Origin of the sequence: Bacillus sp. FSL K6-0255 (assembly GCF_045040725.1) — a bacterium.
In the GTDB taxonomy this organism is placed as follows: Bacteria; Bacillota; Bacilli; order Bacillales; family Bacillaceae; genus Bacillus; species Bacillus subtilis.
Window position 1 is genome coordinate 3,325,139 of the sequence record NZ_CP150278.1, and the last position, 13,770, is coordinate 3,338,908.

Below are 13,770 nucleotides of genomic sequence, written 5' to 3' on the forward strand. Positions count from 1 at the left end.
CTGATTGTCCAAACGGTTGTCTAAGCATGCCGACGCAAAAAATGAATCAGTTTGGTTTTACCATTTGATCAGGAGGGTATATACTTCTGTTGATAACGCTTTTAAAGGGGAGAAGAAAAGTGGATACGATCAAGGTTGGGATATTAGGATACGGATTGTCCGGTTCTGTTTTTCACGGGCCGCTGCTGGATGTTCTGGATGAATATCAAATCAGCAAAATCATGACATCTCGGACAGAAGAAGTGAAACGGGATTTTCCAGATGCTGAGGTTGTACATGAGCTTGAGGAAATCACAAATGACCCTGCCATTGAGCTTGTCATTGTCACCACCCCGAGCGGCCTTCATTACGAGCATGCTATGGCATGCATACAGGCCGGAAAACATGTTGTGATGGAAAAACCAATGACAGCAACGGCCGAAGAGGGGGAAACATTAAAAAGGGCTGCCGATGAAAAAGGCGTATTATTAAGCGTATATCATAACCGACGCTGGGATAACGATTTTTTAACGATTAAAAAGCTGATCTCTGAAGGATCCCTTGAAGATATCAATACATATCAAGTTTCCTATGACCGCTACAGACCTGAAGTTCAAGCGCGGTGGCGGGAAAAAGAAGGCACTGCCACTGGTACGCTGTATGATCTCGGCTCCCACATCATAGACCAAACCCTGCATTTGTTTGGGATGCCTAAAGCCGTGACTGCAAACGTGATGGCCCAGCGGGAAAATGCTGAAACGGTTGACTATTTTCATTTAACCCTGGACTATGGCAAGCTTCAAGCCATTCTATACGGAGGATCAATCGTTCCGGCAAACGGACCTCGTTATCAAATCCATGGAAAAGATTCCAGCTTTATCAAATATGGAATTGACGGACAGGAAGACGCACTCAGAGCGGGAAGAAAACCAGAGGATGACAGCTGGGGTGCGGATGATCCGGAGTTTTACGGACAGCTTACAACCATTCGTGGCTCCGACAAAAAAACAGAAACGATCCCATCAGTAAATGGCTCCTACCTTACTTATTACCGCAAAATAGCGGAAAGCATACGGGAAGGTGCTGCGCTGCCAGTCACTGCTGAGGAAGGTATTAATGTCATCCGCATCATTGAAGCCGCGATGAAAAGCAGTAAAGAGAAACGAACCATTATGCTGGAGCAATAAAACAAAAGCCTCCCCAAGTAAGGGGAGGCTTTTTCATTAGAATGTTTTTCCTGCTTCTTTCGCACGCGCAATCGCGTCTTCTTTGATTTGCTGTGCTTTATCAGGCTCCGCATTATGTCCCTCTACGAAAATGCCATCGAATGATGGTACGCCGAAGAAGTTCATCATGATGCCGATGTAGCGGTGCCCCATTTCCATCTCAGCCGCAGGGCCTTCTGAATAGTAGCCGCCGCGCGCTTGGATATGAATTGCTTTTTTATCAGTCAACAAGCCAATAGGGCCTTGTTCTGTGTATTTGAATGATTTTCCTGCAACAGCAACAGAATCGAGATACGCTTTCATCACTGGCGGGAATGAGAAGTTCCATAAAGGAGTAACAAATACGTACTTATCAGCTGATGCAAATTGATCGCTAAGCTCTCCCAAACGGCCTACTTTCGCTTTTTCGCTTTCAGAAAGCTCTTCAAAGCCTGTACCTGACTGAAGCTTTCCCCATCCGCTAAATACATCTGCGTCAATGTGCGGAATGTTTTCTTTGTACAAATCGATATGTACAACTTCATCATTTGGATTCGCTTCTTTGTAAGATTCGATAAATGCTTTACCTGTTGCCATACTGTACGAAGTTGCTTCGTCATGCGGATGAGCAGTGATATATAATACTTTTGCCATTTTTACCAGCCCTTTCGTTTTTAAAAATCACACATCAATTATTATCATACAGATGCATAATGATTATTCTGTCTCTCTTAGACTTTATTATAGAGACAAAGAAATTTACTTTCAAGTAAAACATCTCGAATTAAAGATTATTTAACTTTCCCAAACAGCTTACTTTTCAAAAGCTGTTCTCAAGCCGGAATACAGCGCGGACAATTCTTTACTGATCCGAGGATAATGAGGAACATGCGGCACTTGAATATCCGCAGGCATCCTTTTCATGATAAAGGATTGCTCAGCCTGTTCAAAAAACGCCCGCAGCTGGTTGATCTCTTCATCAGAAAACGGAGCAGGCGGACGGCGGTGAGCTTGCGCCGAGAGCAAATAGTACCCTAAGTGCTGAGCACCGGAAATGGCAGGCCAGAGCGCCTCCGCATTCGCATGAGGAAACTCTCCAAGGGCCTTGTCATACGCATCCCGAAGCCTGACAAGACTCACCCTTAACTTGTGTTCGTCGGCATTCTGCCCGGTTAACAGTTTCTCCATAAACTGCCCTTCCAGCCGGATGACGTTCCCCATCAGTTCAGGCAGTCGCTTCGTTGAAAACCGCCGCCACAAAAGTATTGTCCCCAACAGCCCGATCACGCTGCCGACAGCTACATCAGTCAGCCTCGCTATCATAAAATAACCGGCGCCCGCGCCGCCATGCATACTTTCTGTGATAACAAGCGCATTTGCGGTTAAAAAGGGAACAGCCAGCGCATAATTGCGGACGATCAGCATCTCAAGAAGACATTGCAGCGCTGCAATACAAAACGCAATATAAACACCGCCCGGCTTAAAAAACAGGATTGCGCCTGCCAGTATAACACCGATCACCGTTCCGGCCGAACGCTGAATAGCCCTGTGAAGCGTAAAAACAACAGTAGTGCCAAGCATGACCGCTGCTGCCGAAAGCGGAATCCAATAGGAACGTGCAAAGCCGAATACGAGGGCAAACATATCGGCGGCAAACAGAACAATTCCGTACTTTAACGCTCTAATTAAAACTGGAGACTTCCAGTCAAAAGCATTTCTCAAAAAGTAAAAAGAGGATGGCAGGCGGCTTGGTTCCCCGTCAAGCTGCTTATCAAAACGTCCTGAAGCGATATTCAAAACCTCATTGATTTCTTCAAACAGCTTCCGCCTAGGCTCAGATTCATTTTCATTAATCTGAAACGTATTGAAAACCCGTGCATTCGCAAGCATATCTCCGGTTTGGCGAAGTGCCTTTTCAATCTGCGCGGTCTCTCTGTCCGGCGTTTCAGCTGAAAAATGAATAATGGCAATAAATATGTCGTCAGCTTTCTCAAGGAGGCGAAAAAATCGTTCATCATGCCGCGATTTTTTCCGTCTGTTCCCTTTCCCAAGAACCGTTTGGCGGGCTGTTCTAAGCATGAGCACCGTCTGATGCTGTGCGTTATGAAAACCTGGCGTTCCGACGGCTGAAAGACATGCAGCCAGCTGATGATATGTTTTTTGCAGCACCGCTCCCTCCGGTCCATGTTTGTTCGATAACCAGCCGATTAAAGCGATACCCATGGCGAAGATGCCGCCGAGAAACGTCAGTCCCGCTCTGAACAGCGCTTGTGAAGGATCGGCCGGCAGCCCGGAACTGACTAAAAAGGCAAGGACAAAAAACATCGGCGCAGGGCCTTGAATGCCGAGCGCGCTAAAAATAAACATCGCCGCTGCACCGATCAGCCCCAAAACAGCCGCCATCATCCAAAGCATCCCGGACAAAAGCGTCCCTAAGCCAAATGAGAGGGCGATCCCAATGGAAACCAAGAGCAGCTTCAAGGCGCGCTTTTTGTATGATTCACCGCCCGCATATAAATAAACAAAGCCTCCGATACTTGCAGTTAATCCGTAATCCGTGTGACCTGCCAATGCTCCGACCAGCACAGGAAACCCTGAAGCGAAACCTGATCCGATAGCCTTTTTCCAAGGAAATGGATTTGCATGAATGCGAAAGGCATCCTTCACGATAGGCATGATTCTTTGATTGTTCGCAGCAGTTTTGTTCATTTGACAAAATCCTTTTCAATGAATGTGTAGAACTTTTCCCGTTTCTTCGCTTTAGTATGCCCAAAAACGCGGTTAGCTTCTCAATTGGTGCGCCCGATAAAAAAACAGAGACTTATACCGTCTCTGCTTTATTACATCAGTTTATTATCATAAAAGCGGCACCTGTCAGGACTGTTTTGTCCTTCTGCCTTCCTTTAAGAGCAGGTGAATAAAAAATAAAGGATAAATCAATAGATACCCATTAAACAGCCACCACACAAGATCAAAGTCACTGCTGAATGTCCAGAATGATAGCGCCTGCAGACCTGAACAACAGGTCAGCACAAGAGAAATCAGCGCCATCAGCTTCCAGTCAGCACGATTCACCCGCTGTAGGTACAAGCTGTACAACCCTGTGACAGAAATCAGGATATCCAGCGGAAAAAAAGACCAGTTCCAAGCGATCATAAACGGATGGTCATGATGTTTAAAAGCCCAGCTTTCCGGTATGAGCGAAAACCCGGCTGACAGCCAGTACAAGATAAAACCGATATCAGTCACGAGAAAAAACAGCTTCATATATCTCATTTGTACTGCCCGCTTTTATGTACCGGCTCAGACACCGCAGCATGCTCGATCAGGTTTAAAGACACAACACCGGCAATAATCAATCCAATTGAAATGACTTTCATGACACTAAAATGTTCTTGAAAAAACAAAAAACCAACGACTGTAATCAGGACAATTCCCATCCCTGACCATACAGCATAAGCAACTGATACATCAATGGATTTAAGCGTAAGCGTCAGAAAGAAAAGACTCCCTCCATAAAAGAAAATCAACAGCAAACTGGGAATAAGCTTTGTAAAACCAGACGATAGCTTCATGCTGACAGTTCCCGCAACCTCAAACAAAATCGCCAAGCATAGAAACACCCAATTCACGTCGCATCAGCCTCCTCATCAGCTGTTATACCGTTAAACAAAACATCTACAATTGATTCAAGCACCTCTCCTGTCGTGAACTGATGTTTCAGCGGATATTCAGGGTCATACACTTGATTGATGCTCCCTATATACATGTGAATAAACAGGTCCGGATTGATGTTTCTGATTCTCTTTTGCTGCTTGCACTCGTTTAATAATTCTAGGACAATGGCCCATTCTGCCTTAATAAACGTGTCTAATGTAAGCCACGCATCGTAATGGTATTTCTTTAGTTCATTTAATAATCCCATGTTCAGCAGTTCCATCCCCTGCGGAAGGCTGATCAGCATTTTTTTCACCTTTTCAAGCACATTTAAACTTTCATTTTCATAGATGTCTCTTTCCATTTGCTTCATTTCGGCTAAAAATTGTTCGACAACCGCCTCAACAAGCTGATCTTTAGATGAATAATATGCATAGAGCGTCCGTTTGCTCGTTCCCAGCGCTGCAGCCAAATCATTCATCGTAAATGAAAATCCTTTTTGCTTGATCAGCCGGAAAGTTTCCGCCAGAATTCTTTTATCCATATTAATCCCCCGCTTTCGGTACCAAGAAAACTATTTCGGTACCAATATTATACGGCAGAAATTTATGGAAATCAACAATATATAAAAAACCTCTCCTGTTGGGAGAGGTTTAAAAGACACTGCGGACCAAACCGCCGTCCGCCCGAAGTGCCGCACCATTGATCGCAGAGGAAAGCGGGCTGCTTAAAAATGTAACGAAGTGGGCGATTTCTTCCGGACGGATCAGTCTTTGAATAATAGATGTCGGCCGGTTTTCTTTCATAAAACGTGCCTCAGCTTCTTGAACAGTCAGGTTTTCACCAGGATACAGCGAGTTCAGCATGGTTTCCACACCCTCTGTTAAGGTAGAGCCCGGCATGACGGTGTTGACTGTGACATTCGTGCCGGTTGCCAGCTCCGCCAAACTGCGGGAAATGGACAGCTGCATCGTTTTTGTCGCACTGTAATGGGCCATTTCCTGTGATGGCATAATCGCTGCTTCACTGGCAATGAAAATCACACGCCCTTCTTTTTTCTCTATCATGTTATGCAAATACCTGCGTGTCAGCCTTACACCGCTCATAATATTCACTTCAAAAAAACGAAACCATTCATCGTCGGGAATATCAAAGTACTCCGCCGGTTCAAAAATCCCTAAATTGTTGACCAAAATATCAACCTCTGGATATGCCTGAAACAGCTCATTGCAGCCTTCTTCTGTTCCCAAATCAAATGCAGCCGGATAAAGAACCGCTTCAGCATGTTGTGTTTTCAGTTCATCTATCGTTTGATTCACTTTCTCTTCCCGGCGTCCGTTAATGATCACTGCCGCACCTTCTTCAGCTAACGAAGAGGCAATAGCTTTTCCGATCCCTGATGTCGAACCGGTCACCAGTGCGGTTTTTCCTTGTAAATTCAGCTTCATTATTCATCCCTCCGTTTTTGATTCCTCTTATTTATTGACAGAAATCTGATTGGTGAAACATCTGCTCTGCAATCAGTATGAAACAGCTGGGATTGAAATGGAAGTACGCACTTTTTGGTGCCTGTGGTTTGGAGAAAAAATAAAGCAGAACCTCTTAAGAGGTTCTGCTTTATTGTCAGTATGTATGGAGACGGTGGGAGTCGAACCCACGTCCAGAAACATCGATTACTTAAGCGTCTACGAGCGTAGCCTGCATATTTAGGATTTCACTCATCTTCTTGCCTGCGGGCTGGCCTTCCGAGAGCTAGTCTGTTCATCTCTTCTTACGTTCTCAGACGGGAACGCAAGCGTAGCCTACTTAGATGTGCTCTTCACAGACACATAGGCAATGTCAGGAAGAGCTCGCTGCGCTTATTAGGCAGCTAATGCTACGTTTTGGTTAAAACTGTTAGTTTTGCCAGTTATATTTAAGTGCGTGTTTACGAGATCGCCTCTCGGCTCGCAGCTCAAGCTCGATCCATCCCTGTCGAATCCGTAACGTCCCCTTGGTATAAGGGAAATACGGGAGAAAATATCAAGCTCTCACTCAAACTGGCTATAGTCTTATTATAACATGATCACGGCTCTTTTCAATTGTCAAATCCTTCAAATGAATGGCGACGTGATCTGATCGTGAACACAGTATAGCACAGGCCTGATTTTCGAATCAAGCACTATGCCTTTAGAAGCCTTTTTGACTGTCTCTGAACGCTCTTTCGATTTCCCGCTTCGCGTCCTTACGCTTCAGGTCTTCCCGTTTGTCATAGTTCTTCTTCCCTTTTCCAAGGCCTAGAAGCACTTTGGCAAAGCCGTTTTTTAAATACAGCTTCAGCGGAACGAGAGAATAGCCTTTTTCCTTTGTTAACCCGATCAGCTTATTAATCTCCTTGCGGTGCATTAACAGCTTTCTTGTCCGGAGCGGATCGTGGTTATAGCGGTTTCCCTGCTCATATGGGCTGACGTGCATATTGTGGAGAAACACTTCTCCCCGTTCGATTTTGGCGAAGGAATCCTTAAGGTTTACGCGGCCGGCGCGAATCGATTTGATTTCGGTTCCTTGCAGAACGATGCCTGTTTCATAGGTTTCTTCTATAAAATAATCGTGGTTGGCTTTCTTATTTTGAGATAATACTTTTCCTGACCCTTTTGGCATGCCAGAACCTCCTCTCTCTAAGGAAAAACTGTCCACCTTTTGCGATACGCTCTATTTTACCAAATGTCACGTACCGCTACAATGAAAAGCTGTTTCCGAAAGAAAGCAAATAGAGCGCTGCGGCCCTATTTGCTGGTTGAGCTGCTATTTCTTCTTTTTCCGTTTCTGTTTCGGCGCGTTCTGGAAGCCGCGTTTTTTCTTTTTCTTCTTCGGCTTAGTGAACCATTCCCCTTTTTCCTCAGACGGGGCTGGAGAAACAGGTGTATTGGTGCTTTGAACACGTTTTCTGGCAGGCTTTCCGCGTTTTCTGCTCCGGCTGCTGTCCAATTCTCTCGGACGCCGCGGAGTGCCCTTCATGCCGACGATTTCAAAGTCGATATTGCGCTCATCTTTATTGACATCGACAACCTTGACTGTGATTTCATCCCCGATGCGGAAGACGTTGCCTGTCCGCTCGCCGATCATTGCGAAATGCTGTTCGTCAAAGCGGTAGTAGTCATCTGTCATAAAGCTGACGTGGACGAGCCCTTCGATTGTATTCGGCAGCTCGACGAACATTCCGAAGTTTGTCACAGAGCTGATCATGCCGTCAAACTCTTCACCGATTTTATCAAGCATGTATTCCGCTTTTTTCAGATCATCCGTCTCACGCTCGGCGTCAACTGCACGGCGCTCCATAGATGATGTATGTTCGGCGATATCCGGCAGGCGTTCAGCCCACTTTTCCTGTGTCGCTTCATCGACCTTGCCGTTGATCAAATACGTTCGGATCAGACGGTGAACGATTAAGTCCGGGTAACGGCGGATCGGTGATGTGAAATGCGTATAGAATTCCGTTGACAGACCGAAGTGCCCCAAGCTTTGCGGGTCGTATTTCGCCTGTTTCATCGAACGGAGCATAACAGTAGATATAACCGTTTCCTCTGGTCTGTCACGCACAGCGTCCAGAATGCTTTGCAGCGCGCGCGGATGAATATTCCCCGCCGTTCCTTTCACCACATAGCCAAATGTCGTCACAAATTCTAAAAACTTTTGCAGCTTTTCAGCATTCGGCTCTTCGTGAATCCGGTATATAAACGGGACATTCATCCAATGGAAATGCTCCGCAACTGTTTCGTTTGCTACAAGCATAAATTCTTCAATCAGCTTCTCGGCGACAGAGCGTTCTCTGATCACAACGTCTTTAACCGCTCCTTCGTCATCAACAAGCACCTTTGCTTCTTTGAAATCAAAGTCAACGGCGCCGCGGTCCATCCGCTTATCGCGCAGAATTTGAGCCAGACGCTCCATGTCTTTGAACATCGGAACAAGAGGCTCGTATTTTTGTTTCAGCTCTTCATCATCATCAACAAGAATTTTATTCACATCTGAATATGTCATTCTTTCCGTTGTTTTGATGACACTTTGGAAGATCTCGTGCTCTGTCACCTGTCCCTGACTGTTAATTGTCATTTCACAAGAAAGCGTCAGGCGGTCAACCTTTGGATTTAAGGAGCAGATGCCGTTTGACAATCTGTGCGGAATCATCGGGATGACACGGTCAACCAGATACACACTTGTCCCTCTTTCAAGCGCTTCTTTGTCAATCGGCGAGTTTTCGGTTACGTAATGGCTGACATCAGCTATGTGAACGCCAAGCTTGTAGCTTCCATCATCAAGCTTCGTCACGGTAACTGCATCATCCAAATCCTTCGCATCCGCACCATCAATGGTGACAATCACCTGGTCACGGAGATCACGGCGGTCTTTCAGATCTTTTTCATCAATCGTGTCAGGCGTACTTGATGCCTGTTCCATCGCGTCAGCTGGAAATTCTCCCGGCAGGCCGTGCTTATGAATGACCGATAAAATATCAATGCCCGGGTCGTTTTTGTGGCCGAGAATGGTTTCAACCTCACCCTCTGCGTTCATGCGGCCTTCAGGATAGCTCGTCAGCTTGACAACAACCTTATGCCCTTCCGCAGCTCCATTTTTCCCATTTTTCGGAATGAAGATGTCACTCGTGATTTTTTTGTCGTCCGGAATGACAAAGCCGAAGTTTCTCGTTTCTGTATACGTGCCGACAACCCGCTGAATCGCTCTTTCTAAAATCCGTATGACGGTTCCTTCCTGCCTGGAGCCGCTTGATTGTGAGTTCAGACGCACCATGACGATATCGCCGTTCATTGCCGTATTTAGCTCATTAGGCGGAATAAACACATCACTTAACGACGTATCCTCAGGCAGCAAAAAGGCGAATCCTTTCGCATGGGCTGAAATCTTTCCTTTTATTAAATTCATCTTCTCCGGAATGCCGTAGCGGTCGCTTCTCGTCCGTACGATAAGCCCTTTTTCTTCCAAGGCGACTAACGCTTTGACGAGCTCTTTAAACTCCTCGGCTTCCGTAATATTTAACATCTCCTCAAGTTCCTGAACGGTCAGAGGTTTGTACGCCTCTTCCTTCATAAACGAGAGAAGCTTTTCCATAAATGCTTCTTTTTCCATTATCCGACCTCCTGTTGATTACCAATCGAGCTTCTCTAAAAATTCATACACATCCTGATGGACGAGGTCACGTTCTTTGTCGAGTGTAATGACATGCCCTGATTCCTCGTACCATTTCAGCTGTTTATCATCAGTTTCCACTTCGTTGTAAATAATATTGGCGCTTTCGGTATTAATCATGTGGTCATGACGGGCCTGCACCACAAATGTCGGTGAATAAATCATATCGACATTATTCCGCACATCAGCAATTAAGTCTTGCAGCGCCTTGAGGGTATTCATCGGCGTTTTTTCGAATTCTTTCATTTCCTCTTCAATTTGCTCCGGGCTTTTCCCCTCAAACTTTTTGTAATTGCGAGCGTATGAAAGAACGCCTTGATACATGACCTCTTCACTCTTAATATGCATCGGTGCGCACATTGGGACAATTCCCTTTATGGGTACAGTGTAACCCAATTTCAGCGAAAAAACCCCGCCAAGCGACAGTCCGCAGGCAGCAATGCTCTCATAACCTTCAGATTTTAAATATTCATAGCCATCCATTACGTTTTTCCACCAGTCTTCGGGCCCCGTATGTACAAGTTCTTCAGGCGGGACGCCATGTCCTTCATATTGAGGCGCGTGGCACGTATAGCCGCGTTCATTCAAATATCGTCCCAGCATCCTTACATCCGCTGTATTTCCTGTAAAGCCATGCAGCAAAAGCACCGCTTTGTCTCCGCCTTTAAATGTAAATGGTTTTGGTGTCACAACTTTCATGCTCATGTCTCCCTTTCTATCTGCACGATCATTTTAGTTTTCCACAGTTTAATCAGAAAAAAACGTTTTGAATATCATCCAGAAACGTGAAAAAGGCCTGACTTCACATCAGACCTTATACAAACATTGCCCTATAGGATATAAGCAAGCGCAATCGTTAACACGAAAAACAAGACTGCCAGCACTACCGTAATGCGGTGCAAAATTAAATCAAGACCTCTTGCTTTTTGTTTCCCGAAGAGCTGCTCCGCTCCGCCTGAAATCGCACCAGATAATCCGGCACTTTTACTGGATTGAAGCAAAACGACAATAATAAGTGCAATGCTGACGATAACCAATAAGGTAATCAAAACTGCGTGCATCCCATACACCTCCAGACTCACTGGCTACATTACTTCTATTTTACATGAAAAGGGTTGGCATGTCACGCTGTATCAGACGCCAAAAGGCCGGATAAGACGTTTTATCTTGGTTACCCTATTCATATGAAAAGGTCAAAGGAGAAAAGCGATGCCGCTTATCAGCATAGACAGCAGGAAACATCTTTTTTATGAAGAATATGGACAGGGAATCCCTATCATTTTTATCCACCCGCCGGGCATGGGACGAAAGGTTTTTTATTATCAGCGCCTTCTATCCAAGCATTTCAGGGTGATTTTTCCGGATTTAAGTCCACGGTGATAGTGATCACATCGATCAGCCAGCGTCTATTTCCTATTACGCAAACGAGATCGCGCAATTCATGGACGCTTTGCACATTGATAAAGCTGTGTTATTCGGGTATTCTGCCGGAGGCTTAATCGCGCAGCATACCGGCTTCACTCGCCCCGACAAAGTGTCACACCTTATTCTGTCCGGCGCCTACCCCGCTGTTCATAACGTAATCGGCCAGAAGCTGCACAAACTGGGAATGTATCTGCTTGAAAAAAACCCCGGTTTGCTCATGAAAATACTCGCTGGCAGCCACACAAAAGACAGACAGCTTCGCAGCATATTAACAGACCATATGAAAAAAGCAGACCTGGCCCATTGGCATCAGTATTATCTGGATTCGCTTGGCTACAACTGCATTGAACAGCTGCCCCGCCTAGAAATGCCAATGCTGTTTATGTATGGCGGCCTGCGGGACTGGACCTTTACAAACGCAGGCTATTACCGAAGATCGTGCAGACATGCCGAATTTTTCAGATTGGAATATCAGGGACATCAATTGCCGACAAAACAATGGAAAACGTGCCATGAGCTGGTGACAGGGTTTGTGCTGACACATCATTCAATATAGAAAACGCTTGGATCTCCTTGCGTTTTCTATATTTTATTGACTTTTGTCAACAAAATCATAGTAAAAAAGATCCTCAAATTTCAAATTAAAATAGTGAAGCATTTTACCGATCACAAGCTGCCCCGGCCGTCTTTCTCCATTCAGCACGCGGCTCAGTGTGGCGGGTGAGACTCCGATTTCCAGCGCAAGCTGATTAAGGGAATAATCGTTATTAACCATATACTGCAAGACATAATCACGTCTAATCTGTATCTTTTCTACTGGCACTTTCCTCACCTTCCATTCCTGAAAAACTTTTTTCTATACTTTTACATTACGGCTTATGTTAACTTTTGTCAATACATTTCCAGTCTACCTATTCCCTTTAGTCAATAAACATACTAAAATATGAGTAACAGTGAGGGACGGGGTGAGATATATGGAAAGCTTTGGCGAACAATTACGGGCATTGCGTGAAGAGAGAAAGTTAACAGTCAACCAGCTGGCGACTTATTCAGGCGTAAGCGCGGCCGGCATCTCCAGAATCGAAAACGGAAAACGGGGCGTTCCCAAACCTGCCACCATCAAAAAACTGGCAGAGGCCTTAAAAATTCCTTATGAGGGGCTTATGTACAAGGCTGGTTACATCGAAGAAGTGCATGAAGCCAGGGCCCCTTATGAAACGAAGTGCAAGCTGCTTGAAAAAGCGGAGGCCTATGACCTGAAAAACCTTGCGCTTCTTGAGAACGAAAAGTGGCAATATCTCAATAAAGAAGATTTGCTCATGCTGGATCATTATTTTTCGTTTATTTCAGACGAAGCCAAAAAACGGTCTGCTGATGACTGACTCTTGATAGAAATGTGAGGCGATAGACCATGTCACCGTTCGGACAGCAATTACGGGAGCTGCGCCGCGCCCGCAAACTGACAGTGAATCAGCTTGCGGTGTACTCAGGCATCAGCTCGGCCACCATTTCAAAAATTGAAAACGGCAAACGCGGGACGCCAAAACCAGCCACGATTAAAAAACTGGCAGCCGTCCTGAAAGTGCCGTACGAAAACCTAATGGCCGCCGCAGGCCATATTCAAGCCTTTCCTGAAGAAATCCGCGAAGCATCTGAAAGCTATCAATCCGTTTATGAAATTTACCAGACGGCTGTCACTCGCGGAGCGGAGCACCTCCCGATTTTCAATAGTCAAAAATGGGAACATCTCTCAAAGCAGGATATTGAAAATCTCAGCAAATACTTCGATTTTTTGTCTTCAGAAGCAAAAAAACGCGCCTCTTCCTCATAATCTCCTGGTTCTCTTTCTATATTTTATCAATCACGCTTGCATGCCTTCCCTCGTTATTTGCGTTATAATAGTGACAGACGAGGTGAAAAGTATGAACCAATCAGAAATGTGTCCTAGATTTGAAAAAGCAGTCGACATCTTAAGTAAACGCTGGGTCGCTTTAATCGTATTTCAGCTCTTGAACGGGTCTCAGCGATTTAGCGAAATTGAAGCAGCACTTCCAAATCTAAGCGGCAGAGTTCTGTCAGAACGGCTGAAAGAACTTGAGCTTGAAGGAGTAGTGAAGCGGGATGTCATCCCTGAAACTCCGGTTCGCATCGAATATTCATTGACTGATAAAGGAAAGGCACTAGCACCCATATTAGGTGAGATTTCTAAATGGGCGACTGAATGGATTGACCCTTCCTTTCTTGACTAATTGCTAAAACGGTTCTGATCTCAAAGACGAGAAAAGAGCCGTTTTTTATTTTTTCCCAGGTAAAAAAACGA

General features: G+C 45.3%; 15 protein-coding genes, 1 other RNA gene and 1 pseudogene. 5 read left to right on the top strand and 12 right to left on the bottom strand.

Annotation, left to right across the window (positions count from 1 at the left end; all coding sequences use genetic code 11):
* The first annotated feature begins 89 nt into the window (after positions 1-89).
* The gene (gene iolW / locus MHB62_RS17380; RefSeq protein WP_015714706.1) at positions 90-1,166 is read left to right on the top strand and encodes a scyllo-inositol 2-dehydrogenase; all 1,077 of its coding nucleotides are present in this window, start codon (positions 90-92) and stop codon (positions 1,164-1,166) included.
* Positions 1,167-1,202: 36 nt separating this feature from the next.
* Here iolW and azoRB read toward each other — a convergent pair whose 3' ends face one another.
* The 11 genes from azoRB to secG form a co-directional block, all read right to left on the bottom strand.
* Positions 1,203-1,838 (bottom strand): FMN-dependent NADH-azoreductase AzoRB, encoded by a 636-nt coding sequence (gene azoRB, locus MHB62_RS17385; protein WP_003235159.1) that lies wholly within the window; start codon positions 1,836-1,838, stop codon positions 1,203-1,205.
* Between the two features lie 159 nt (positions 1,839-1,997).
* Complete coding sequence (locus tag MHB62_RS17390) at positions 1,998-3,893, bottom strand: FUSC family protein (protein WP_032722520.1); 1,896 nt, start codon at positions 3,891-3,893, stop codon at positions 1,998-2,000.
* A gap of 165 nt (positions 3,894-4,058) precedes the next feature.
* On the bottom strand, positions 4,059-4,460 hold the full coding sequence (locus MHB62_RS17395) for a YvaD family protein (protein WP_003242541.1): 402 nt from the start codon (positions 4,458-4,460) through the stop codon (positions 4,059-4,061).
* Complete coding sequence (locus MHB62_RS17400) at positions 4,457-4,816, bottom strand: multidrug efflux SMR transporter (RefSeq protein WP_032722522.1); 360 nt, start codon at positions 4,814-4,816, stop codon at positions 4,457-4,459. The genes MHB62_RS17395 and MHB62_RS17400 overlap by 4 nt, the downstream gene beginning before the upstream one ends.
* The gene (locus MHB62_RS17405) at positions 4,813-5,385 is read right to left on the bottom strand and encodes a TetR/AcrR family transcriptional regulator (RefSeq protein ID WP_032722523.1); all 573 of its coding nucleotides are present in this window, start codon (positions 5,383-5,385) and stop codon (positions 4,813-4,815) included. Before MHB62_RS17405 ends, MHB62_RS17400 begins: the two co-directional genes overlap by 4 nt.
* 109 nt (positions 5,386-5,494) lie before the next feature.
* On the bottom strand, positions 5,495-6,289 hold the full coding sequence (locus MHB62_RS17410) for an SDR family NAD(P)-dependent oxidoreductase (protein ID WP_003228388.1): 795 nt from the start codon (positions 6,287-6,289) through the stop codon (positions 5,495-5,497).
* Between the two features lie 182 nt (positions 6,290-6,471).
* Positions 6,472-6,834: a transfer-messenger RNA gene (ssrA, locus tag MHB62_RS17415) on the bottom strand.
* Positions 6,835-7,010: 176 nt separating this feature from the next.
* On the bottom strand, positions 7,011-7,481 hold the full coding sequence (gene smpB, locus MHB62_RS17420; protein ID WP_003220025.1) for an SsrA-binding protein: 471 nt from the start codon (positions 7,479-7,481) through the stop codon (positions 7,011-7,013).
* Positions 7,482-7,625: 144 nt separating this feature from the next.
* Positions 7,626-9,965, bottom strand: a complete 2,340-nt coding sequence (gene rnr / locus MHB62_RS17425) for a ribonuclease R (protein ID WP_003228386.1) — start codon at positions 9,963-9,965, stop codon at positions 7,626-7,628.
* An 18-nt stretch (positions 9,966-9,983) separates the two neighbouring features.
* The gene (locus MHB62_RS17430; protein ID WP_003242610.1) at positions 9,984-10,724 is read right to left on the bottom strand and encodes a carboxylesterase; all 741 of its coding nucleotides are present in this window, start codon (positions 10,722-10,724) and stop codon (positions 9,984-9,986) included.
* Between the two features lie 131 nt (positions 10,725-10,855).
* Positions 10,856-11,086, bottom strand: a complete 231-nt coding sequence (gene secG / locus MHB62_RS17435) for a preprotein translocase subunit SecG (protein WP_003220028.1) — start codon at positions 11,084-11,086, stop codon at positions 10,856-10,858.
* Positions 11,087-11,234: 148 nt separating this feature from the next.
* On the opposite strand from secG, the pseudogene MHB62_RS17440 reads away from it, so the two are divergent.
* Positions 11,235-12,006, top strand: a pseudogene (locus MHB62_RS17440) (alpha/beta fold hydrolase).
* A gap of 33 nt (positions 12,007-12,039) precedes the next feature.
* Here the strand turns inward: MHB62_RS17440 and MHB62_RS17445 are convergent.
* Complete coding sequence (locus MHB62_RS17445) at positions 12,040-12,273, bottom strand: helix-turn-helix transcriptional regulator (RefSeq protein ID WP_009968172.1); 234 nt, start codon at positions 12,271-12,273, stop codon at positions 12,040-12,042.
* Positions 12,274-12,424: 151 nt separating this feature from the next.
* On the opposite strand from MHB62_RS17445, the gene rghR reads away from it, so the two are divergent.
* The 3 genes from rghR to catR all read left to right on the top strand — a co-directional run bounded on the left by rghR (position 12,425) and on the right by catR (position 13,699).
* On the top strand, positions 12,425-12,832 hold the full coding sequence (rghR, locus tag MHB62_RS17450) for a transcriptional repressor RghR (RefSeq protein WP_003220034.1): 408 nt from the start codon (positions 12,425-12,427) through the stop codon (positions 12,830-12,832).
* Between the two features lie 29 nt (positions 12,833-12,861).
* Positions 12,862-13,281 carry a helix-turn-helix domain-containing protein gene (locus MHB62_RS17455; protein ID WP_014480905.1) on the top strand — a complete coding sequence of 140 codons (420 nt, stop codon included), beginning with the start codon at positions 12,862-12,864 and terminating at the stop codon, positions 13,279-13,281.
* A 91-nt stretch (positions 13,282-13,372) separates the two neighbouring features.
* Positions 13,373-13,699, top strand: a complete 327-nt coding sequence (catR, locus tag MHB62_RS17460; protein WP_003242888.1) for a catDE operon transcriptional regulator CatR — start codon at positions 13,373-13,375, stop codon at positions 13,697-13,699.
* Positions 13,700-13,770 lie beyond the last annotated feature (71 nt).